The organism is Mesorhizobium sangaii (assembly GCF_014207355.1).
In the GTDB taxonomy this organism is placed as follows: domain Bacteria; phylum Pseudomonadota; class Alphaproteobacteria; order Rhizobiales; family Rhizobiaceae; genus Mesorhizobium; species Mesorhizobium sangaii.
Genome location: NZ_JACHEF010000001.1, coordinates 301,426 through 323,769, shown reverse-complemented (window position 1 = coordinate 323,769; position 22,344 = coordinate 301,426). Strand labels below are relative to the sequence as shown.

Sequence of the window (22,344 nt, the reverse complement as noted above, 5' to 3'; positions counted from 1 at the left end):
TTGCCACTCCGGGAAGCAGGCCAGGGGGGGGCGCCGGACGTGGATTGACGGGGCTTGCAAGCGGAGCAGCTGATATGACCGAGCTAAAACAGAATTCTCCTGCCAGGGACTGGCTCGAAGCCGAGCTCGCCGACACGCTCGACGAGGACTATGAGCTCGAAATGTCGGAGCCGGCGCTGTCGATGGAGATCGCCAAGATCTACAAGAACTCGCATCCGCCATCGATCGATCGCATGCAGTATTTTCGCGACCTGATCACCTTGCAGTCCGAACTGATCAAGCTGCAGTCCTGGGTCGCCTATCACAAGAAGAAGCTGGTGGTGATCTTCGAGGGCCGCGACTCCGCCGGCAAGGGTGGCGTCATCAAGCGCATCACCCAGCGGCTCAATCCGCGGATCTGCCGCGTCGTCGCCCTTCCGGCACCGACCGAGCGCGAGAAGTCGCAATGGTATTTCCAGCGCTATGTGCCGCATCTGCCGGCCGGCGGCGAAATCGTGCTGTTCGACCGCTCCTGGTACAACCGCTCCGGTGTTGAACGGGTGATGGGTTTTGCCGAGCCCGATCAGGTCGAAGAATTCTTCCGCGACGTGCCGGAGTTCGAGCGCATGCTGGTCCGCTCGGGGGTCACCGTGGTCAAATACTGGTTCTCGATCACCGACGAGGAGCAGCAAATGCGCTTCCTGATGCGCATCCATGATCCGATGAAGCAGTGGAAGCTGTCGCCGATGGACCTGCAGTCGCGCGTGCGCTGGGAACAGTACACCAAGGCCAAGGAAGAGACCTTCGCTCGCACCAACATTCCCGAAGCGCCCTGGTTCATCGTCGAGGGCAACGACAAGAAGCGGGCGCGGCTGAACTGCATCGACCATCTGCTCAAGCAGATGCCGTATGAAGAGGTGCCGCACGAGGAGATCACACTGCCCGAGCGCGTCTTCAATCCCGAATACGAGCGCCAGACGCTGCCTCGCGAACTCTACGTGCCGGAGAAGTATTGAGAACGCCAACGCCACCTTCTCCCACAGGGGGAGAAGGTGGCGCCTGGCCTAAACCCGCTTGATGACCACATGAGTGGCGAGCGCTGTCGCCACTTGTTCGCTGCATTGGTAGCCAAGCTTGGGCATGTTCAGGCCGGCAAAAAGGTTCTCGCCGGCACCGAGCAGCAGCGGCGAGATCGCCAGATGCATCTCGTCGATCAGTTTCTCCTGCAGATATTGCCGGATGGTGGCGACGCCGCCGCCAACCCGCACGTCCCTGCCATCTGCCGCCGCTTTGGCTTGTTCAAGTGCCGAATGGATACCGTCTGTGACGAAATGGAAGGTTGTGCCGCCTTCCATGGGCAGGGATGCCCGCTTGTGGTGTGTCAGCACGAAAACCGGCACATGGTAGGGCGGGTTATCACCCCACCAGCCCTTCCAGCTATCGTCAGGCCATTCGCCCCGGATCGGTCCGAACATATTGCGGCCGAGGATCCAGGCACCGACATTCTCGAAGCTGCGCGCTGCAAAGTCCTCGTCAGTGCCGGTCGCGCCGCCCTCTTCGCCGAACATCGTGCGGAAGGTGCGGGTGCTCCAGGCCCATTTGTGCAGAGCTTCCCCGCCGACACCGAGCGGATTTTGCAGATCCTGATCCGGCCCGGCGCCGTAGCCGTCGAGCGACAGGGTGAAAGCATTGACGCGAAGTTTGGACATGAAAGCTTCCTCCATAACCAGTTGCGCTAGCAGTAGCAAACTGATTGCGAAATGCAAGCGGTTTATTTGGATGCAGCAAACCCCGGCGATTGGTCCAACGACCCTCGCGCGGGCGCCCGTCCGGAAGCCGGAAATTGTTCATGGATATCGAGGAGGTCGCCGGCCTTGCCTGCTGCGACCGGCCATCGGTGGGAAGAGAAAACTATCCCTTCAGCATCGTTGCCACTTCGGGCGCGAAATAGGTCAAAATGCCGTCGCACCCGGCACGCTTGAAGGCGAGCAAGGATTCCAGCATCGCCTTTTCGCCATCGATCCAGCCATTGGCGCCGGCGGCCTTGATCATCGAATATTCGCCTGACACCTGGTAGGCGAAGGTCGGCATCTGGAATTCATCCTTCAGCCGCCGGATGATGTCGAGATAGGGCAGGCCGGGCTTGACCATCAGCATATCGGCGCCCTCGGCGATGTCCTGTTCGGCTTCGCGCACCGCTTCGTCGGAATTGGCGTGGTCGATGTAATAGGTCTTCTTGTCGCCCTTGAGCAGGCCGGCGGTGCCGACCGCCTCGCGATAGGGACCATAGAAGGCCGAGGCGAACTTGGTCGCATAGGACATGATCGCCACCTCCTGGAAACCGTTGGCATCGAGCGCATCGCGGATGGCGCCGATGCGGCCGTCCATCATGTCGGACGGCGCGATGATGTCGGCGCCGGCCGCCGCCTGGATGACGGCCGCGGCGGACACCTGTTCCACCGTCTCGTCATTGACGATGATGCCGTCGCGCAGGATGCCGTCATGGCCGTGGCTGGTGAACGGATCGAGCGCGGCATCGGTGATGATGCCGATCTCAGGCACCGCGTCCTTTATCGCCCGGGTGGCGCGGTTGATGACGTTGTCGGGGTCGAGAATGTGCGAGCCGGTCTGGTCGCGCAGTGAGATATCGACATTGGGGAAGGTGGCGAGCGCGGGAATGCCGAGCTTTGCCGCGCGTTCGGCCTCCTTGACGGCGAGATCGATCGACAGGCGGAAGACGCCCGGCATGGCGGCGATCGGCTCGCGCACTTGTCTGCCGTCGACGACGAAGATCGGCCAGATCAAATCGTCGACCGTAAGCCGGTTCTCCTGGACGAGGCGACGTGACCAGTCGGCCTTGCGCATGCGGCGCAAGCGGCGGCTGCCGGTGATGTCGTCGACGCTGCGCGCGCCGGCTGGCTTTGCCGGTGTGAATTTGTTCATCGCCGTCGGGGTGAATTTGTTCATCGCCAAAACTCTCGTTCGGCGGCTTTTACCACGAGCCCTTGCCGCTGACCAATGCGACACGTTTGTGCCAGCGATCAGACAGAGCCCTATTCCGGTTGCCCATTGCCCGACAGGATTTGCGCCGCGCCCCTCATGGCAAAGCGGAAAGCTTCGTCGAAGGAAACGCCGCGAACCTGCCAGGTATAGGTCTTGCCGGCCATTGCCAGCCGCCAGTCGGCAATCCAGCCGAACTCCTTGTCGCTCCACACCAGGGTGCCGGAAAGCGCCTGATCGGCGCCGGCCTTCTTCGCGGTGGTGTCCAGCACTGCCATGTCGGCGTCGCGCAGCGTCCTGTCGTCCAGTCCCGCCTGCGACAGCAGCACTGCTGTCGGAAAAGTCACCCGCATGGCGAGCGGCGCAGCGGCGTTGCCAAACGACTCGCGCATCAGCACGCCGCGCTCGTCAGCGGCATCGAGCGCGAAATGCCTGATGGCGCGCTCGGTCGCCAAAAACGCCGCCAGCCGTGGCCGCTCGGTCAGCCACGGTTTGCTGCCGAGCGAGGCCAGCACCGGGTCGATCACCTCCGGCTTGTACTGGCAATAGAGATTGTGAGGCCGATCATACGTGCCCTGATCGTCATGGTTGGGAATGCCTTCCATGCGGTCGCGGTAGCTGAAGCTGGCGACGAAGCTGCCGGCCTTGTCGCGCAGTGCCGTCATCTCAGGTTTCGCCGGCAGGCGCTGATCGCCGGAAACCCGGACCAGGACCGCGTCGAGGCAGAACTTGAAGCCGACCTCGCGGTGCTTTTCATACTTACCGTTGACGATGGTCTGCGACTGATAGAGATCCTCGACATCGGTTGCCCTGGCCGGACCATTGATGGCGCAGATGGCCAGCAGGCCACCCAGAAAAAGGGCGAGGCGCAAATACCGCGGCATGGCTCACCGTTCGCTTCTAGACCCGTCGTCGAAATAGGGCCGGCCATGCAAGGTCAGGGCCGGTTCTGAAGAACGATACGTTGTTGGTGAAAATGCTGACTGGGGCAAGCCTGATCATGCGCCCATCGGGATGTTCGATCTGCGCCACGTTGTCGATGAACCACTCGTTCCAGCTTGCTTCGGGACCGAGATATTTGTGAAGGAGCCGTTTGAAGCGGTCTGGCGACATCTGTTCGATGGTGGCGGTGCCGCGCAATCCGAGGTGCAGCAAGATGCCGCCATTGTTGTCGAAGTGAACAATTTCCACCGCGCAGCGTGGGTCTCTTTCAAGATGCTTTACCGCGCTTCCATCCGATGATCCGAGAAGCCAGATCGCACCGTCTTCCCAGATGAACCATACTGGCGCGTTGCGCGGCGCGCCGTCCACGCCGACGGTCGCCAAATTCGCCATCAGCGGGCGACTTAGAACATCGTCCGGGTCGAACTCCCGCAGCATCGCCAAATAGCCTCCCAATAGCCTCACCGACGGATGGTTGCACCCATTTGGCCGCGACGCAAAGGATGGCGCTGACCTCTCTCGAAATGCAAACTGACCCGACACCGAACTGGGCTTGGCATTGACGCACCCATGCGCCACGCTTTAGCACTTCAATCCCGCCGGCGCGGGGGAGGGATTCTTTCACGATGGATTTTGGCGGAGGCGACGAGATCCGCTTCGAACATCTGGGCCGGGCCGGCGTCGTCACGTTGACGCGGCCGCAAGCGCTCAATGCCGTCACGCACCGCATGATCCGGGCGCTCAATGCTGCTCTTTGCGCCTGGGAGACCGACCAGGGCGTCGATGTCGTCATCGTCAAGGCCGAGGGCAGGGCATTTTCGGCGGGCGGTGACATCCTGCATATCTACGAGGCCGGCCGGGCGGGAAAGCCGCCGGTCGAGTTCTTCGCCGACGAATACCGGCTCAACGCCCGCATCCACAGCTTCAAGAAACCCTACGTCGCGCTGATCGACGGCATCGTCATGGGCGGCGGTGTCGGCATCTCCTTCCACGGCTCGCACCGGGTGATGACCGAAAATGCCCAGTTCGCCATGCCGGAAGTCGGCATCGGTTTTTTCCCGGATGTCGGCGCCAGCCATCTGCTGCCCGATCTCGGCGGCTCCTTCGGCATGTATCTGGCGCTGACCGGCAATCGCATCCGCTATGGCGACGCGCTGTGGTCGGGGCTCGCCACCCACACCATCAAGGCTGCGGACCAGGGTGGCTTCCTCGACCGGCTGATGCTGACCGGCGATCCGGAATCAGTCCTGCGCGGTTTCTTCGTCCAGGCAAAACGTGAGACCGACAGGCCGACGCTGGAGGCGATCGTACGTCATTTTTCGCAACCATCGCTCGAGGCCGTCGTCGACAGCCTGGAACGGGCGGCAGGCGCCGACGAATTCGCGGCCAAGACGCTGGCGACGATCCGGACGCGTTCGCCGACCAGCCTTCGCGTCGCCTGGCGCCAGATCAGCGCCGGGCTGACCATGTCCATGGACGCCTGCATGAAGATGGAGTTCCGCATCCTCATCCGGATGCTGGCTGGCCACGATTTCTACGAAGGCATCCGTGCCGCCATCATCGACAAGGGCTCGAAGCCGCAATGGCGGCCCGCTGACCTTGGTGCGGTCAGCGAGGCGGATGTCGACGCCTATTTCGCCTCGCTCGGCGACCGGGAGTTGCACCTGTGAGCGAGGTGACCTCCAGACGCGCCGTGCTCCAGCCCTCGGGCGTGGAGCTGATATTCGCCTGGTTCCAGCGCGTCGTCGCCGGCTACTGCCTGCTGTTCGGCATTCTCTACTGGATCAAGCTGATCGGCTTCTATCCGGGCTCGTTGTGGCGCTTCGACCTGATGCCGGTGCACTGGCAGGTGGCGGCGGTGGTTCTCGCCGTGTTTTTCCCCTTCGCCGCCGCCGGCCTGTGGATGCTGGCGTCCTGGGGGCCGGTGATCTGGTTCATCTGCGCGGTGACCGAGACTGTCATGTATGCCGGTTTTCCCGAGCTTTTCGGCCACCGCATGCTCATCGTCGTCTCGCATGCGGTCGTGGCGCTGCTTTATATCGCTTTTCGCGTGATCATCTGGCTGCAGAAACGACCGGTGCGGCACTAACCCCTTGAGCCCATTGGCGACCTGGCGGCTGCCTCAATTCAGCCCCGCAATTGTTGGCTAAATCTTTAGGTTAATTATCCTTGCTTGCGTGACCGTTCGTTAAGCCTCTTTCGAAACCTCTTACCGGTAAGCTCTTGTTAGCCCTAGCGTTTAAGTCGAATTTTATGAGTATTCGATAGTGTCGCGATCAAGGTGAAAAACAAAAAATCACCAGGGCGACAAACGAGAGGCAAAGACAATGATCAATTCGCGTCCGGCGGCGAAGACCGCCAACGTATCCGACGACCGCCGCGAGGCTATCCGCTCGCTGTACATGGAATCGCTGCAGCTTGTAGAGCGGCTGCACCGCCGCCTGCTTGATGTGATCAAGGACGAGTTCGACCGCAACGGTCGCTCCGACATCAATGCCATCCAGGCGCTGCTGCTGTTCAACATCGGCAATTCGGAGCTGACCGCGGGCGAACTGCGTTCGCGCGGCTACTATCTCGGCTCGAACGTCTCCTACAATCTGAAGAAGCTGGTCGATCTCGGCTTCATAAACCATCAGCGCTCGCGCATCGACCGCCGCTCTGTTCGCGTCTCGCTGACGCCGAAGGGCAACGAGGTGGCGGACGTCGTCGCCGGCCTTTATGAGCGCCATGTCGGCTCGATCGAGCAGGTCGGCGGCATCAACACCGACGAGTTCAAGCAGATGAACCGCGCGTTGCAGCGGCTCGATCGCTTCTGGAACGACACCATCGCCTACCGGATGTAAGCGGGCATCGGATCTGGCCCGCGCCACAGAAGCGCGGCCGAAATGTCGACCTCTGGTCACGGCCGGTGCCAAAAGGCATCGGCCCTTTTCTTTTCCTGGTCCCGAAGCTCAGGCGACCGGTCGACACTATGCCGCCAGGTTTGCTTTCGTTGTAGCAGTGCCTAATGTTACGGCCCGGAGGGCGCGCATGATGGGTCTGGGAAAACGCTCGAAGATTTGCTGGGTTGCCATCGCGCTTTTGCTGGTCTCGCAAACGGCTTTCGCCGAGGAGTGGTGGAAGGATTCTTTCGCTGCGGAAGGCAGCGCCCAATGCGACAACAATGACTCGATAGTGACGTTTACCGACAAGGCAGTCGAGATGTGGGAGGTCGGCTGCACGTTGGACAAAATTCAGAAGATCAACCGCCTGGATGTCGTCATCCTGGATATGTCGTGTACCGATGGTGAGAGCACAGACAAGAGACGGGAACTGTTGCTCAAACTGGAGGACAACAAGGTCCTGCGCTATCCTCAGCGCGAGGTGCTGCAGAGATGTTCGGAATTGAGGTCGCAGTCAAGTCCGGCCCCAAATGTTGAAAATCCACAATGAGATCGTGAGATAGTCAGCCGGATAGGATCACGGCTGCAACGGGCAGAATTTCTCGTGGAAATACGCAAGCGCCTGTTCGGCCTGGCCGGGCTCGCCGAAGAACGGACCGATTGTTTCGGGATCGCGCGTCAGGTCGCAACTGCCCTCGGTGTCGGTCGTGCATGTCTTCGCCAGCCCCTTCAGCGCGATGGTCGCCGGCGGATTGTCGAACGACAGGCCGGTCACGCCGCCAAGCCGCAGTTCGTAGGTCAGGCGGTAGTAGATGGCACCGTCCTCTTCGAACTGCTGTTCGGCTCTGTAGGTGCAATCATCCAGTCGGGTGACGATGAACCTCAGCGTTTCGGTTCTGTCGCCGACCTCGTTCGGGCCCGTGCTGGTGAAAATCGCCGGCGATCGGGAAACTTGCTTCATTGGTTCGTCGGCCTGCTGCCCGTATTTGGGGATCGCGCCCTGTTCCAGGCCGTGCACGAAATAGGCAACAGCTTCCTCCGGCGTCGGGGTGCCGCCGTTCGGACCTGCGGCCAAGGCGAAGGCCGCGACGACTGAAAGGACACCAGGCATGGTCTCGTTCCTCGCGTTGGACTGGCTTGTCAGTGTAGCATCAAGGGCTCGTGGTAACCGGTCGATATCGCGGCCGGCAACCGCGGATCGGTGCCGAAAAAGCACGGGCTTTTCATTTCGCTGCATCGCCCGACGCAAATCGCGGGCCAAGGCCACGTTGCCGCCATATTCAAATGGAACCGAGGATGCCGGTGATGCTGTGGTGAAGGCCGTGCGTTCACCCGGAACCCGTGTCGCGGCTCAAGCGTTTGTGGCCGAACCGATACGGACATGGTTGGCTAATTGTTAAGATTGCCAACTTTAGAGTGTGGGCAACATCGCCCTGAAAACCGAATGCAGCAGATCGAACGCTACAAGAATGTCTGGAACGTCCATGAGAACCAGCCGCCGCTTTTTCCTTTCCGGAGCCTCCGCGCTCGCAGCCGCGATGGTCGCCGGCGGCGCCAATGCGCAGGATGTCATCGGTGATATCCTGAAATCCTCGGCACGCGGCAATTGGGATGACCAATTCGACGCCCGCGCCAGCGAGGGCGGCAAGGTGGCCTCGACGCTGCCGATCTTCAGCCCGCAGACCGTCGCCTTTACCGAGCAGGCAGTGGCGCAATATCAGAACATCGTCAGCCAGGGCGGTTGGGTAGAGGTCCCCGCCACCAAGAAATTGCAGCTCGGCGTCGATGACCCCGATGTCGTGCCGTTGCGCAAGCGCCTGATGGTCTCTGGCGACCTGGCGCAAAGTGCCGGTATTTCGACGGCCTTCGATTCCTATGTCGACTCGGCGGTCAAGCGCTTCCAGTTGCGTCACGGCCTGCCTGCCGACGGCTCCATGGGCAAATACACCTACTTGGCGATAAACGTTTCGGCGCAGATCCGGCTTGGCCAGCTGCAGACCAACCTGCAGCGGCTGAAGGAGAAGGCTGGCACGCTTGGCAGCCGCTACGTGCTGGTCGACATTCCGGCGGCGCAGATCGAAGCCGTCGAGAATGACCGCGTAGTGCTTCGCCACACCGCGATCGTCGGCAAGATCGATCGCCAGACGCCGATCGTCAATTCCAAAATCAACGAGATCATCGTCAATCCCTACTGGAACGCGCCAGTCTCGATCGTCCGCAAGGACATCATTCCGCTGATGCGGAAGGATCCCAACTACTTGAAGGACAGCCATATCCGGCTGTTCGCTCCCGACGGCAGCGAGGTCGACCCGCTCAATGTCGACTGGTCGACCGACGACGCCGCCAAGTATCGCTTCCGCCAGGATCCCGGCGCGGGCAATGCCATGGCGTCGGTGAAGATCAATTTCCCGAGCCCGGACGGCGTCTACATGCACGACACGCCGCAGCAGAGCCTGTTCGGCAAGATGATGCGTTTCGATTCCTCGGGCTGCGTGCGCGTGCAGAATGTGCGCGATCTCGTCACCTGGATCCTGCGCGACACGCCCGGCTGGGACCGTCAGCATTTCGAGGCGGCGATCAAGACCGGCGAAAACACGCCGATCCAGGTTACCAACCCGGTGCCGGTGCATTTCCTCTATCTCTCGGCCTGGTCGACTGGCCCGGGCGTCGTGCAGTTCCGCGACGACGTCTACGCGCTCGACGGCGCCAACGAGCTGCAGATCACCTCTTCGCTTTAAACAACTGATTTTCTACTAGAAAAGGCCGCCATCAGGGCGGCCTTTTCGTTGCTTGGGATTCCCGGCGCTTTTTCGCGGGAGGGCGGCTGGACGGATCGGCCGGCTTTGCGCATGGTCGGCGGACAAGTCTGGAACCGGACCATGGATGTCGCCGTCTTCATTCTGGTTGTGCTCGTCTTCGTCGCCGTTTCCGGCGCGTTGGTGCGCCTGGTGCGGGTGCCGTTACCGGTGCTGCAGATTGCCACGGGTGCCGCACTCGCCTGGCCAGTGCGCGGCATCCATGTCGAGATCGATCCGGAACTGTTCCTGCTGGTGTTCATTCCGCCGCTGCTGTTCGGCGATGCCTATGGCGCGCCGAAGCGTGAATTGATCGCGCTGCGTGGACCGATCCTGGATCTCGCCATCGGGCTGGTGTTCTTCACCATCGTCGGCTTCGGCTACGCCTTGCACTGGCTGGTGCCGAGCATCCCACTGGTCGTCGCCTTCGCGCTCGCCGCGGTGCTGTCGCCGACCGATGCGGTGGCCGTGTCCTCGATCGTCGACAGGAACCTGGTTCCGGCGCGGCTGATGCACATTCTGGAAGGCGAATCGCTGCTCAACGACGCTTCGGGGCTGGTCATGTTCCGCTTCGCCGTCGCGGCGGCCCTGACCGGCAGCTTTTCCTTGGCCGCCGCATCGCTGAGTTTCCTCTATGCCGTTGGCGCCGGCATCCTGATCGGCGTGGCGGCGTTGTTCGTCGCCGCCAAGGTGCTGCAATTGCTCAACCGCATCGGCGGCGTGCCGGCCGAGGCGCAGGTGCTGGTGATGATCCTGTTGCCGTTCATCGCCTACCTCGGCGCCGAGCACATCGGAGCGTCCGGCATCCTCGGGGCGGTCACCGCCGGCCTGCTCACCGGTGGCTCCGGCGTGTTTCGTTTCCTCGGCGTCTCGGCGCGCATTCAGACGATGTCGCTATGGACGACGCTTTCCTTCATTTTCAACGGTGCTCTCTTCATCGTGCTCGGGCTGCAGCTTCCCGACATCATCCGTCATGTGCCGCCGGAACTCATGAGCATGCACCCGATCATCCAGCCGGTCGCGACCGTCATCACGCTGACGCTGTGCCTGATCGCGCTGCGCTTCCTGTGGATATGGATAGGCGATATCGCTGCTGGGATCGCGGCGCGTCTGGGCAAGCGCAAGGTTGAGCCGTTCGGGCTGCGCGTGCGGCTCGCCGGGTCGGTGGCCGGCGTGCGCGGCGCGATCACGCTGGCCGGCATCCTGTCGCTGCCGCTCGCCATGCCGGACGGGTCGCCGTTCCCGGCGCGCGACCTGGTCATCTTCCTCGCCGCCGGTGTCATCATCTGCTCGCTGGTCTTCGCCAGTCTCGCCTTGCCGACGATCGCCAGGGGGCTGGTCGAGCCCGGCAAGGATGCCGGTGCCGCGGAGGAGCGCCTGGCGCGTGTCGGTGCGGCCAAGGCGGCAATCGCCCGCATCGAGTTGCTCGCCGCAACCGATACCGAAGAAGGAGGCGAAGTACCTGGCGCCCGGCTTGCCGCTGCCGATGCGATTGTCGCAGCCTATCGGCGCCGTATCGCCGCTTCCCAAGAAGCCGACGAGGCGCGCGCCGAAGCGCGCGAAGCCGGCCGGCTGGAACTCGAGCTCAGGCTCGCCGGCATCGAGGCCGAGCGCGGCGCCGTCCGCACCATGCTGCGCCGCGGCGAGATCAACGACCATGCGGCGCGGGCTCTGTTCACCGAGATCACGCTTACCGAGGCCTTGCTGAAGGGACTACAGGCGCGGAAATAGCACGCTCGTCGCCTCGCTGGCGCAAACCGGCCAGCAAATTTCGCGCTGTAAACGTGGCGGGGCGAAAACAACTGTGTTAATGGCGCGGCGAATGCATGTCGCCCAAAAGTGTGTAGCGGTTTTGGGCGACATGCATGAATCAAAAATTGCCCCCGAACCCAAGGATTTCAGGCCATGGCAACAGCAGCGGCAGCCTCGAACAAATTCGAATCCTTCTTCGAAACCACGCTGGAGGATGCCGATCCGGAGATCTTCGGCGCCATCCGCAACGAACTCGGTCGCCAGCGCCACGAGATCGAGCTGATCGCCTCTGAAAACATCGTCTCGCGCGCCGTGTTGGAGGCGCAGGGCTCGATCATGACCAACAAATACGCCGAAGGCTATCCAGGCAAGCGCTACTATGGCGGCTGCCAGTTCGTCGACGTCGCCGAGGAGCTGGCCATCGAGCGAGCGAAAAAACTGTTCGGCTGCAACTTCGCCAACGTCCAGCCAAATTCCGGCAGCCAGATGAACCAGGCGGTGTTCCTGGCGCTCTTGCAGCCCGGCGACACCTTCATGGGCCTCGACCTCAATTCGGGCGGCCACCTGACCCACGGCTCGCCGGTCAACATGAGCGGCAAATGGTTCAAGGTCGTGTCCTATGGCGTGCGCCAGGACGATCATCTGCTCGACATGGATGCTATCGAGAAGACCGCCCACGAGACCAAGCCGAAGCTGATCCTGGCCGGCGGCACCGCCTATTCGCGCGTCTGGGACTGGAAGCGTTTTCGCGAGATTGCCGACGCGGTTGGCGCCTACCTGATGGTCGACATGGCGCACATCGCTGGCCTAGTGGCGGGCGGCGTGCATCCGTCGCCGCTGCCGCATGCCCATGTGGTGACCACCACCACGCACAAATCGTTGCGCGGCCCGCGCGGCGGCATGATCCTGTGCAATGACGAGGACATCGCCAAGAAGATGAATTCTGCGGTGTTCCCCGGCCTGCAGGGTGGCCCGCTGATGCATGTCATCGCCGCCAAGGCAGTGGCCTTCGGCGAAGCCCTGAAGCCAAGCTTCAAGGTCTATGCCGAGAGCGTCGCCGCCAACGCCAAGGCGCTCGCCTCCAGCCTCAAGGAAACCGGCCTCGATATCGTCTCCGGCGGCACCGACAACCATCTGATGCTGGTCGATCTGCGCCCCAAGAACGCCACCGGCAAGCGCGCCGAGGCAGCGCTCGGCCGCGCCAACATCACCTGCAACAAGAACGGCATTCCGTTCGACCCGGAAAAGCCTTTCGTCACCTCGGGCGTGCGCCTCGGCACCCCGGCCGGCACAACGCGCGGCTTCGGCCAGGCCGAGTTCCGCGAAATCGGCAAGCTGATCGCCGAAGTGCTGGACGGTCTTAAGGTCGCCAATTCCGACGAGGGCAATGCCGCTGTCGAAGCGGCGGTCAAGGCCAAGGTTATGGCGCTGACCGACCGCTTCCCGCTCTATCCCTATCTCGGCTAACGAGATAGGAGGTCTCATCACCTTGCCGCGACGGAAAAGCGCCGTCGCGGCAAGGCTGCGACAGGAGCCTTGTTGATGCGAATTGTTCGTCTCGCCGACCTTGTCATTGCCGGCGTCCTGGCCGCTTCGATTGTCTTGCCGCTCTCCGGCATCGCCTCGGCGCAAACCGCGCCTGTGCAACCGGCACCCGCCCAGGCTGCACCCGCGGCACCAGCCCCCGCGGCGCCCAAGCTTGAAACCTTCGGCAGATGGTCGACCCTGGTCGACGAGGTCGATACCGGCGAGGATATGCGCAAGACCTGCGCCGCCTCGACCGCCTTTGTCGGCGCCGGCGGCGAGAGCGGGACCATAACGCTCATCATCACGAACGGCGATGCGCTGCCGCCGGCCGCCTACCCGTCCCTGACCATTGCGGTCGGCAACACGGCGCTGCCAACGGGCAAGTCGGTCGCGGCAACCTTCGGCGATGACAAAGGCCACGTCGCCGCCAAGCTCCATTCCGGCGCCGCCGTGGGCGGCCGGCTCAGCTGGACCGTGGACAATCAGGCCAAGACCAGCTTGGCGCTCTTGCGCGTCATGCGCCGTGCATCGGTGCTCGATGTCTCCTTTGGCGACGCGCCGGTTGGAAGCATAGCCATGGACGGCTTCACCAAGGCCTATCGCAGCCTCGGCTCATCGTGCGGGTTTCCGACCACCGACGTCGCCCCCTGACGGCATCGCTGTCCGGCTGCTTGGCGGCGCTGGCAATCTTGCTTGCAGCTCGCTATCTCTCAGGGCGAGCGGCTCTGAGGGGCGAGGGGCTGCTTTGCCATCGTTGCAAAAACCTCTAAGCCTTTCGCTTCACCAGATTCGCCAACCAAAGGCTTCTCCATGCGCTGTCCCTATTGCCAGTCAGAAGATACGCAGGTGAAGGATTCGCGCCCCGCCGAGGATGGCGCCGCGATCCGCAGGCGGCGCGTTTGCCCCGATTGCGGCGGCCGCTTCACGACCTTCGAGCGCGTGCAATTGCGCGACCTCGTCGTGGTCAAGAAATCCGGTCGCAAAGTGCCATTCGACCGCGACAAGCTGCTGCGTTCGGTGGAGATCGCCGTTCGCAAGCGCAATGTCGATCCCGAACGCATCGACCGCGCGGTGACCGGCATCGTGCGCCAGCTCGAAAGCTCCGGCGAGACCGAAGTGGCCTCCGGCGAGGTCGGCCGGCTGGTCATGGACGCGCTGAAGTCGCTCGACGATGTCGCCTATGTCCGCTTCGCCTCGGTTTACCGCAATTTTCGCGAGGCCAAGGATTTCCACGAATTGCTCGGCGAGCTCAAGGGGGACGAAATCAAGGGCGAAGAGGACGCCGGCTGAGCATGACTGCAAGCAACAGACAGGCCGGCCTTGATCGCCGTTTCATGGCGGCGGCGCTCCGCCTTTCGCGGAAGCATGCCGGGCGCACCGCGACGAATCCTTCCGTCGGCACGCTGATCGTGCGCGACGACGGCGATGGCCCGATGATCGTCGGCGCCGGCGTCACCGCTGTCGGCGGCCGCCCGCATGCCGAGACGGAGGCGCTGGCCGAGGCCGGCGCGCTGGCGCGCGGCGCCACCGCCTATGTCACGCTGGAACCTTGCGCCCACCATGGCCGCACGCCGCCCTGCGCCAATGCGCTGGTCAGCGCCGGTGTCGCGCGCGTCGTCGGCGCCGCCAGCGATCCCGATCCGCGCGTGTCCGGCAAGGGCTACGCGATCCTGCGCGCCGCCGGGGTCGAGGTGGTCGAAAAGGTCCTGGCGGCGGAAGCCGCCGAACAGATGGCCGGCTATTTGATCAGGTCGCTGAGGAAACGCCCCGAAGTGATTCTCAAGCTTGCGCTTTCCAGCGATGGCAAGATCGGCAGGCAAGGCGGCGGGCAAGTGTCGATCACCGGCGATGTCGCCCGTCGCGAAGTGTATCTGATGCGGGCCGAGGCCGACGGCATATTGGTCGGCATCGGCACCGCCCTTGAGGATGACCCGGCTCTCACGGTGCGCTTGCCGGGGCTGGAGAACCGGTCGCCGGCCCGCATCGTGCTCGACCGGCAGATCAGGTTGCCGGAGGCCTCAAAGCTGGTATCGGGCGTGGACCGGGTGCCGCTCTATGTCGCCGCTTGCCTGGAGGCCGATCCGCAGCGGCGGACCATGCTGGAGCGCGCCGGGGTGCGCTTCATCGGCACCGAAACGCATGAGGGCGGCGTCGCACTGCCGGAACTGCTCGAGGATCTGGCCGCGCTCGGCATGGCCAGTGTTCTGGTCGAGGGCGGCGCCAAGGTTGCCAGCGCTTTCCTGGCCGAGGGGCTGGTCGACCGCATCGTGCTGTTCCAGGGATCGGAAGCGATCGGCGCCGACGGCATTGCATCGCCGATCGATGCCGACCATATCCCGGCAGGATTTCGCAAACTCCGCGACATGCGTTTCGGCGAAGATAGCTACGCCGAGTGGATCAGAGATATTTAGGATCAACACCGATGTTTACCGGAATTGTCACCGATGTCGGCAGCGTCGCGGCCGTCAAGCCGCTGAGGGAAGGGGTGGGGCTGCGCATCGACACCGCGTACGATCCCGAAACCATCGCCATTGGCGCCTCGATCTCCTGCGGCGGTGTCTGCCTAACGGTCACCGCGTTGCCCGACAGCGGCATGAACGCACGCTGGTTTGAGGTCGAGGCCTGGGAAGAGGCGCTCAGGCTGACGACGGCGACGAATTGGAAATCGGGCACGCGGATTAATCTCGAGCGAGCGCTGAAGATCGGCGACGAACTTGGTGGTCACATCGTTTCGGGCCATGTCGACGGCATGGCCGAGATCATCGAGCGTAGGGATGAAGGGGACGCGGTACGTTTTACCCTCGAAGCGCCGCGCGATTTGGCGAAGTTCATTGCACCGAAAGGCTCCGTCGCGCTCGACGGCACCTCGCTCACCGTCAACAAGGTGGAAGGCACGCGCTTCGACGTGCTTTTGATCCACCACTCGCTGACCGTGACCACCTGGGGCGAGCGCAGGGTTGGCGACCGCGTCAATCTCGAGATCGACTCCATGGCCCGCTACGCGGCGCGGCTGGTGGAGGCCGCGAAAGAGGGGCTTTGACGGTCACAGTCGGACGGACTTCAGCGGCAAACTGGGCACGTGCAACATCTTCTGCTTGCGATCAAACGGGCTTCGGCCTAAGTCACCGGCTCCGCCGGAGACGTGATACAAAATGCCAAGGAACAACAAACTCAAGCTGCTGATCATCGAAGCTCGCTTCTATGATGATCTGGCGGACGCGCTGCTCGAAGGCGCCAAGGGTGCGCTCGACGAAGCCGGCGCCAAGTACGATGTCGTCACCGTGCCGGGCGCGCTGGAAATTCCGGCCGTGATCTCCTTCGCGCTCGATGCCGCCGAGGGTGAGGGCACCGATTATGACGGCTTTGTCGCGCTTGGCACCGTCATCCGCGGTGAGACGCATCATTTCGATATCGTCGCCAACGAATCCGCACGCGCCCTGATGGATATGTCCGTGCAGGAATCGATCTGCATCGGCAACGGCATCCTGACCACCGAAAACGACGAACAGGCCTGGACCCGTGCCCGGCGCACGGAAGGCGACAAGGGTGGCTTTGCGGCCCGTGCCGCGCTGTCCATGATCGCCGTGAAGAAACGGCTCGGAGCCTGACCGGCGTGACGCAATCCGGAGACAACGACCGACCACCGGTGCGCCAGGCCAACAAGCGCGGCGCTGCCCGGCTGGCCGCCGTGCAGGCGCTCTATCAGATGGATGTCGCCGGCAGCGGCGTCTTCGAGATCACCGCCGAATACGAAGCCTTTCGTCTTGGCAAGGAAGTCGACGGCGCGCTCTACCGCGAGGCTGACGCGCAATGGTTTCGCGCTATCCTCGCCGGTGTCGTCGAGAACCAGAAGACGGTCGATCCGATCATCCGCCAGGCACTGACCGAGGACTGGCCGCTGTCGAGGCTCGATTCGACGCTGCGCGCCATTCTGCGCGCCGGCGTCTACGAGCTGATGAAGCGCGAGGATGTCCCCGTCGCCGTCATCGTCTCCGAATATGTCGACATCGCCAAGGCTTTCTACGAGGAAGACGAGCCGAAGCTGGTCAATGCTGTGCTTGACCGTGTGTCTCGCCGGGTGCGTGGCGAGGGGCGCGGCAAGGACGCATCATGACGGCAATCGCCGTCGAGGCAGGCAAGGATGCGCGGCGCACCGCATTGATCCTTGCCGCATCGCAGGCGATCATCGGTTCGGCGGCCCCAATCGCCATCTCCATGGGGGGGCTGGCTGGGCAATACCTGCTCGGTCCCGACAAGTCGCTGGCAACGGCGCCGATCACCGGCTTCAACATCGGCGTGGCGCTCGGCGCGCTGCCGGCAGCGGCCATCATCCGCGGCATGGGCCAGCGCGGCGGGTTCATGACCGGCACGATCGTCACTGCGCTTGGCGGACTGGTTGCGACAGCAGCGCTTTTCCACGGCAGTTTCTGGCTGTTCGCCTTCGGCCTGCTGGTGATCGGCGTCGGCGGCGCCTTTGTCCAGCAGTTCCGTTTTGCCGCCGCAGACAATGCGCCGCCGCAATTCAAGGCGCGCGCCATCTCCTTCGTGCTGGCCGGCGGCATTGTCACCGCTGTGCTGGGGCCGCAAATCGTCATCTTCACCCGTGAATCGTTCGCGCCGGTGATGTTTGCCGGTTCGTTCGCCGCCATCCTGCCGCTGGCGGCGGTCGGCGCCATCATCCTGTCGTTCCTGCGCTTGCCGGCGAAGGTATCCGGCAAGGTTGAGGTCACCGATGGCGATGCCAGGCCGTTGGTTGAAATCGTTACCCACCCGCGCTTCGTCGCGGCGCTGTTCTGCGCCGTCGGCAGCTATGCGCTGATGAGCTTCGTCATGACCGGCGCGCCGCTGGCGATGGTCGGCTGCGGCCTGTCGGAGGACGACGCGACGCTCGGCATTTCCTGGCACGTCATGGCGATGTTCGCGCCGAGCTTCTTCACCGGCTCGCTGATCCATCGCTTCGGCGCCGAACGGATCGTCGCCATCGGGCTGATCCTGCTCATCGGCTGCGCCATTGTCGCTCTGTCGGGCTTGGCGCTGTGGCAATTCTGGACGTCGCTGATCCTGCTCGGCCTTGGCTGGAATTTCAGCTTCATCGGCGCCACGGCGATGGTGGCGGTCAGCTACCGGCCGTCGGAGAAGGGCAAGGTGCAGGGCTTCCACGACTTCGTCCTGTTCGGCTCTGTCGCTTGCGCGTCGCTGATGTCGGGCATGGTTTACAACGCCTGGGGCTGGACCATGCTGAACTGGATGGTCTTCCCTGTCACCGTTCTGTGCTTCGTCGCCCTCGGCGCGCTCAAGTTGACGGGTCTGCGCAAAGCCGACGCCTGATCCGGTCGCCGCATGCCTGACACGACGTGTCAGCATGGTGCGGGTCGAATCTGCCGCGCTCGAACAAAATTATTGCGTCTGTACCAGATGTTATGAAACCGTGTGCCCCGACTGGCCGTTGAAGCCATGCTCATATGCGGCCGCCGCATTCCGGTTCACAGCAAGGGATTTCACAATGTTTTCAGTCAAGGTTTTGGCCAGCGCGGCATTGGCGCTCGGCATCACGGCGGCTTCCGCCAGTGCCCAGGTGGTAGTCTCCTCGAAGATCGACACCGAGGGCGGTGTGCTCGGCAACATCATCCAGCTCGTTCTCAACGCCAACAACATCAAGACATCAGACCGTATCCAACTCGGCGGCACGCCGGTGGTCCGCAAGGCGATCACCGCCGGCGAGATCGACATCTATCCCGAATACACCGGCAACGCCGCCTTCTTCTTCGAGAAAGCCGACGACCCGGTCTGGAAGGATGCCGCCAAGGCCTATGAGACGGCCAAGAAGCTCGACTACGACGCCAACAAGATCGTTTGGCTGTCGCCGTCGCCGGCCAACAACACCTGGGCGATCGCGCTGCGCAAGGATGTCGCCGAGACCAACAAGCTCGCCACGCTCACCGACTTCGGCAAGTATGTCGGGGGCGGCGGCCAGGTTGTGCTGGCGGCATCCGCCGAGTTCGTCAATTCGGCGGCCGCACTTCCGGCCTTCCAGACCGCTTACGGCTTCACGCTGAAGCCGGACCAGTTGATCACGCTGTCCGGCGGCGACACGGCGGCAACCATCGCAGCCGCCGCCAATCAGACCAGCGGGGCGAATGCCGCCATGGTCTATGGCACCGATGGCGGCATCGCACCGTCCGGCCTGGTCGTGCTCGACGACGACAAGGGCGTGCAGCCGGTCTACCAGCCGGCGCCGATCATCCGCGAAAAGGTGCTCAAGGAACATCCCGAGATCGAGACGCTGCTGAAGCCGGTCTTCGCCAAGCTCGACCTGGTGACGCTGCAAGAGCTGAACGGTCGCGTGCAGGTCGGCGGTGAGCCGGTCAAGGGCGTGGCCGAGGACTTCCTGAAAAAGAACGGCTTCCTGAAGTAGGACGATTCCGGCGCGCCGCATCCGTGGTGCGCCGGATCGACTGACGGGGGAGGGCGTGCAGATCCGGTTCGACAAGCTCGGCGTGGTCATCGCCGCGATAGTGGCATACGCGGCGTTCGTCGCGCCTTTTGCCACGTTCCGCGCCAACCGCATCGTTCCCGGCCAAGCACGCTCGATTCTCGAGGCGCTGCCGACGGCGACCGGCACTCTGCTGCTCGCCATCATCGTCGCCGCCGCACTTATCGCGCTGTTCAAGACACCGCTTGTCCTGCGCCTTGCCGCCAGCGTGGTGGTGCTTGCCGCGCTGGCGCTGCTGATCGGAGTCGCCGGCACATTTCTCACGCCGGCCGGCGACACCTTTGCGAGAGTGTCGCCTGCCTCCGGTTTCTGGATCCTGATCTTCGCCTTCACGCTTCTTGTGGCCGACGTGCTGACACGGCTGAACCTGTCGCCATTGGCACGGATTGGCGTGCTTGTCGTGGCGGCTTTGGCGATCGGCCTGCTGTTGATTTCTGGACGCTGGGATAGCCTGTCGATCCTCAAGGAATACGCCAACCGCGCCGACAGTTTTTGGGCCGAAGGCTCCAAGCATGTGACGCTGGCGCTCGGTTCCCTGGCTGCGGCCGTGATCATTGGCCTGCCGCTCGGCATCCTGTGCCATCGCGTCGAAAGGCTGCGCGCCGGCGTGCTCAACGTCCTCAACATCATCCAGACCATTCCCTCGATCGCACTGTTCGGCCTGCTGATCGCACCACTCGGCTGGGTCGCGACGCATGTGCCGGGGGCTGCCGCGCTTGGCATTCGCGGCATCGGCACGGCACCGGCTTTCGTCGCTCTTTTCCTCTATTCACTGTTGCCGGTGGTGGCCAACACCGTGGTCGGGCTCGCCGGCGTGCCGCGCGCCGCCAACGACGCGGCGCGCGGCATGGGCATGACCGACAGGCAGCGCCTGTTCGGCGTCGAGTTTCCGCTGGCCTTCCCGGTGATCCTCACCGGCATCCGTATCGTTCTGGTCCAGAACATCGGCCTCGCCACCATTGCCGCGCTCATCGGTGGCGGTGGTTTCGGCGTGTTCGTTTTCCAGGGTGTTGGCCAGACGGCGATGGATCTGGTGCTGCTCGGCGCCGTGCCGACGGTCGCACTCGCGTTCGCCGCTGCCATCATTCTCGACGCGGTGATCGAAATGACCGCCACCAAGCGCAGGGTTGAAACGGCATGATCGAGATCGAAGGCATTACCAAGCGCTACGATGCGACAACGGTGGTCGATGACGTCTCGATGGTCATCGAGCCGCGTACGGTTTGCGTCATTGTCGGCACGTCCGGTTCCGGTAAGACGACGCTATTGCGCATGATCAACCGGCTGGTCGAGCCGACGGCTGGCGTCATCAAGTTCGATGGCGCGGACAATAGCTCGCTGCCCGGTTACGAACTGCGCCGCAGCATCGGCTACGCCATCCAGGGCCACGGCCTGTTTCCACATAGAACGGTGGCGCAGAACATAGCCACCGTGCCGGTGCTGCTCGGCTGGGACAAGGCCCGCATCAAGGCCCGCGTCGACGAGTTGATGACGCTCTACCAGCTCGATCCCGAAGCGTTCGGGCCGCGCTACCCGCACGAACTGTCCGGCGGCCAGCAGCAGCGCGTCGGCGTTGCCCGCGCGCTCGCCGCCGAGCCCAACGTGCTGTTGATGGACGAACCGTTCGGCGCGCTCGATCCGATCATCCGCAACAAGGCGCAGGAAGATCTGCTGGCGATCCAGAAGCGCTTCGGCACCACCATCATTCTCGTCACCCACGACATGGAAGAGGCCGTCCATATGGGCGACAAGATCGCCGTCATGGATGCCGGCAAGCTTGTGCAATACGCCAAACCCGCGGAGATCCTGGCAAATCCGGCCAGTGACTTCGTCGAGACCCTGGTCGGCGCCAGCGAAAGGCCGTTCCGGCTCTTGTCGCTCGGCCGCGTGCGCGACGCCGTCGAGAACGGCTCCGCCGAAGGCGAGGCGATCCCGGGCGATGCCAGCCAGCGCGATGCGCTGGCCGAATTGTTGTGGTCGGGCAGGCCGGCGCTGCCGGTCAAGGGCGCCGACGGCAAGCCACTTGGCCGCGTCACCGTCGACGGTCTGGTCAAGCGCGCGGCGAGGCCGGCGTGAAGGCCTGGTTTCCATCGCTGCTCAGGCTGGCTTTGGTGGTGCTGTTGGTTGCCTTCGTCACCAGTCCCGGGTGGTTCGAGCCGCTGCTGAAGCCGCTGACCGAGAACAATGCGCCGGTGATCTACAATCAGGGCAGCTTGCTGACGCTGACATTGCTGCATTTGCGCATCGTGCTGATCGCCACGGTGGCTGCGACCGTCGTCGCGGTCGCACTGGCCATCCTGGTGACGAGGCCGGCCGGCGCCGAGTTCCTGCCGCTGTCGCGCAGCCTGGTCAACATCGGCCAGACCTTTCCGCCGGTGGCGGTGCTGGCGCTTGCCGTGCCGGCGGTTGGCTTCGGCGAAAAACCAACGCTGATCGCGCTGTTTCTCTATGGCCTGTTGCCGATCTTCGAGAATGCGTTGACCGGCCTGACGACATTGCCGGCCAATGTCATGGAGGCGGCGCGCGGTGCCGGCATGACCGGTTGGCAAAGGCTCACCAAGGTCGAACTGCCGCTCAGCGCCCCGATCATCCTTGGCGGCATCAGGCTGTCGGTGGTGATCAGCCTTGCCACCGCCACCATCGGCTCGACCGTCGCCGCCAAGACGCTGGGCGAGGTCATCATCGCTGGCCTGTTGTCCAACAACCTCGCCTTCATCCTGCAGGGCGGCCTGATCGTGGCAGCCCTTGCCGTGCTGATCTATGACGGTCTTTCGGCGGTCGAACGCTACACGGCCCGCCGCATGGGCCGCGAAGTCGAGTAGCCACGCGCTACGTCTAGATCGATTTCAATCGATCTAATAGGACAATGCCGATGGCCGCCGTCTCGTGGCCCTATGCCTTTTGGGCGAAAGCCGGGCAAAAACCGAACAATATCTTGACGTTCGCAGCCCTGTTTCGCATACACCGCTGCGAA

General features: G+C 63.3%; 24 protein-coding genes. 19 read left to right on the top strand and 5 right to left on the bottom strand.

The genetic code is table 11. The features are described from left to right. Positions 1-74: 74 nt before the first annotated feature. On the top strand, positions 75-995 hold the full coding sequence (gene ppk2 / locus HNQ71_RS01730) for a polyphosphate kinase 2 (RefSeq protein WP_184870892.1): 921 nt from the start codon (positions 75-77) through the stop codon (positions 993-995). A 48-nt stretch (positions 996-1,043) separates the two neighbouring features. Here ppk2 and HNQ71_RS01725 read toward each other — a convergent pair whose 3' ends face one another. From HNQ71_RS01725 to HNQ71_RS01710, 4 genes are all read right to left on the bottom strand, one after another. After that, positions 1,044-1,688 carry a dihydrofolate reductase family protein gene (locus HNQ71_RS01725; protein WP_184870891.1) on the bottom strand — a complete coding sequence of 215 codons (645 nt, stop codon included), beginning with the start codon at positions 1,686-1,688 and terminating at the stop codon, positions 1,044-1,046. Between the two features lie 202 nt (positions 1,689-1,890). Continuing rightward, on the bottom strand, positions 1,891-2,922 hold the full coding sequence (gene hemB / locus HNQ71_RS01720; RefSeq protein WP_184872196.1) for a porphobilinogen synthase: 1,032 nt from the start codon (positions 2,920-2,922) through the stop codon (positions 1,891-1,893). 110 nt (positions 2,923-3,032) lie between these two features. Continuing rightward, positions 3,033-3,863, bottom strand: coding sequence for a DUF2066 domain-containing protein (locus HNQ71_RS01715; protein ID WP_184870890.1), 831 nt, complete (start codon positions 3,861-3,863; stop codon positions 3,033-3,035). Between the two features lie 16 nt (positions 3,864-3,879). Then, positions 3,880-4,359, bottom strand: a complete 480-nt coding sequence (locus HNQ71_RS01710) for a pyridoxamine 5'-phosphate oxidase family protein (RefSeq protein ID WP_184872195.1) — start codon at positions 4,357-4,359, stop codon at positions 3,880-3,882. A gap of 188 nt (positions 4,360-4,547) precedes the next feature. Here HNQ71_RS01710 and HNQ71_RS01705 point away from each other — a divergent pair, with 188 nt between their 5' ends. From HNQ71_RS01705 to HNQ71_RS01690, 4 genes are all read left to right on the top strand, one after another. Next, positions 4,548-5,591 carry an enoyl-CoA hydratase/isomerase family protein gene (locus HNQ71_RS01705; protein ID WP_184870889.1) on the top strand — a complete coding sequence of 348 codons (1,044 nt, stop codon included), beginning with the start codon at positions 4,548-4,550 and terminating at the stop codon, positions 5,589-5,591. Continuing rightward, positions 5,588-6,010 carry a DUF6163 family protein gene (locus HNQ71_RS01700; protein WP_184870888.1) on the top strand — a complete coding sequence of 141 codons (423 nt, stop codon included), beginning with the start codon at positions 5,588-5,590 and terminating at the stop codon, positions 6,008-6,010. Before HNQ71_RS01705 ends, HNQ71_RS01700 begins: the two co-directional genes overlap by 4 nt. 238 nt (positions 6,011-6,248) lie before the next feature. Then, complete coding sequence (gene ldtR / locus HNQ71_RS01695) at positions 6,249-6,764, top strand: transcriptional regulator LdtR (RefSeq protein ID WP_013896002.1); 516 nt, start codon at positions 6,249-6,251, stop codon at positions 6,762-6,764. A 187-nt stretch (positions 6,765-6,951) separates the two neighbouring features. Further along, entirely contained in the window at positions 6,952-7,353 is a 402-nt protein-coding gene (locus HNQ71_RS01690; RefSeq protein ID WP_184870887.1) for a hypothetical protein, read from the top strand. A 27-nt stretch (positions 7,354-7,380) separates the two neighbouring features. On the opposite strand, the gene HNQ71_RS01685 is transcribed toward HNQ71_RS01690, so the two are convergent. Further along, positions 7,381-7,914: a hypothetical protein gene (locus tag HNQ71_RS01685; RefSeq protein WP_184870886.1), complete on the bottom strand. Its 534-nt coding sequence runs from the start codon at positions 7,912-7,914 to the stop codon at positions 7,381-7,383. A gap of 373 nt (positions 7,915-8,287) precedes the next feature. Between HNQ71_RS01685 and HNQ71_RS01680 the strand changes: the two genes are divergently transcribed. From HNQ71_RS01680 to HNQ71_RS01615, 14 genes are all read left to right on the top strand, one after another. After that, the gene (locus HNQ71_RS01680; protein WP_184870885.1) at positions 8,288-9,541 is read left to right on the top strand and encodes a L,D-transpeptidase family protein; all 1,254 of its coding nucleotides are present in this window, start codon (positions 8,288-8,290) and stop codon (positions 9,539-9,541) included. A 141-nt stretch (positions 9,542-9,682) separates the two neighbouring features. Then, a complete protein-coding gene (locus tag HNQ71_RS01675; protein ID WP_184870884.1) occupies positions 9,683-11,329 on the top strand; it encodes a Na+/H+ antiporter in 1,647 nt (548 codons plus the stop codon). Between the two features lie 174 nt (positions 11,330-11,503). Further along, positions 11,504-12,817 carry a serine hydroxymethyltransferase gene (glyA, locus tag HNQ71_RS01670; protein ID WP_184870883.1) on the top strand — a complete coding sequence of 438 codons (1,314 nt, stop codon included), beginning with the start codon at positions 11,504-11,506 and terminating at the stop codon, positions 12,815-12,817. Between the two features lie 75 nt (positions 12,818-12,892). After that, a complete protein-coding gene (locus tag HNQ71_RS01665; RefSeq protein ID WP_184870882.1) occupies positions 12,893-13,528 on the top strand; it encodes a hypothetical protein in 636 nt (211 codons plus the stop codon). Positions 13,529-13,687: 159 nt separating this feature from the next. Then, positions 13,688-14,167, top strand: coding sequence for a transcriptional regulator NrdR (gene nrdR / locus HNQ71_RS01660; protein ID WP_095081151.1), 480 nt, complete (start codon positions 13,688-13,690; stop codon positions 14,165-14,167). Positions 14,168-14,169: 2 nt separating this feature from the next. Continuing rightward, positions 14,170-15,288 carry a bifunctional diaminohydroxyphosphoribosylaminopyrimidine deaminase/5-amino-6-(5-phosphoribosylamino)uracil reductase RibD gene (ribD, locus tag HNQ71_RS01655; RefSeq protein WP_184870881.1) on the top strand — a complete coding sequence of 373 codons (1,119 nt, stop codon included), beginning with the start codon at positions 14,170-14,172 and terminating at the stop codon, positions 15,286-15,288. Positions 15,289-15,299: 11 nt separating this feature from the next. Further along, positions 15,300-15,917: a riboflavin synthase gene (locus HNQ71_RS01650; RefSeq protein WP_184870880.1), complete on the top strand. Its 618-nt coding sequence runs from the start codon at positions 15,300-15,302 to the stop codon at positions 15,915-15,917. A gap of 112 nt (positions 15,918-16,029) precedes the next feature. Continuing rightward, positions 16,030-16,485 (top strand): 6,7-dimethyl-8-ribityllumazine synthase, encoded by a 456-nt coding sequence (ribH, locus tag HNQ71_RS01645; RefSeq protein WP_184870879.1) that lies wholly within the window; start codon positions 16,030-16,032, stop codon positions 16,483-16,485. Between the two features lie 5 nt (positions 16,486-16,490). Then, a complete protein-coding gene (gene nusB / locus HNQ71_RS01640; RefSeq protein WP_095081158.1) occupies positions 16,491-16,991 on the top strand; it encodes a transcription antitermination factor NusB in 501 nt (166 codons plus the stop codon). Then, the gene (locus HNQ71_RS01635; protein WP_184870878.1) at positions 16,988-18,205 is read left to right on the top strand and encodes an MFS transporter; all 1,218 of its coding nucleotides are present in this window, start codon (positions 16,988-16,990) and stop codon (positions 18,203-18,205) included. Before nusB ends, HNQ71_RS01635 begins: the two co-directional genes overlap by 4 nt. A gap of 175 nt (positions 18,206-18,380) precedes the next feature. After that, complete coding sequence (gene osmF / locus HNQ71_RS01630; protein ID WP_184870877.1) at positions 18,381-19,292, top strand: glycine betaine ABC transporter substrate-binding protein OsmF; 912 nt, start codon at positions 18,381-18,383, stop codon at positions 19,290-19,292. A gap of 55 nt (positions 19,293-19,347) precedes the next feature. Then, entirely contained in the window at positions 19,348-20,511 is a 1,164-nt protein-coding gene (locus HNQ71_RS01625) for an ABC transporter permease subunit (RefSeq protein WP_184870876.1), read from the top strand. Continuing rightward, positions 20,508-21,446 (top strand): ABC transporter ATP-binding protein, encoded by a 939-nt coding sequence (locus HNQ71_RS01620; RefSeq protein ID WP_184870875.1) that lies wholly within the window; start codon positions 20,508-20,510, stop codon positions 21,444-21,446. Before HNQ71_RS01625 ends, HNQ71_RS01620 begins: the two co-directional genes overlap by 4 nt. After that, the gene (locus tag HNQ71_RS01615; RefSeq protein WP_184870874.1) at positions 21,443-22,192 is read left to right on the top strand and encodes an ABC transporter permease subunit; all 750 of its coding nucleotides are present in this window, start codon (positions 21,443-21,445) and stop codon (positions 22,190-22,192) included. Before HNQ71_RS01620 ends, HNQ71_RS01615 begins: the two co-directional genes overlap by 4 nt. The last annotated feature ends 152 nt before the right edge of the window (positions 22,193-22,344 follow it).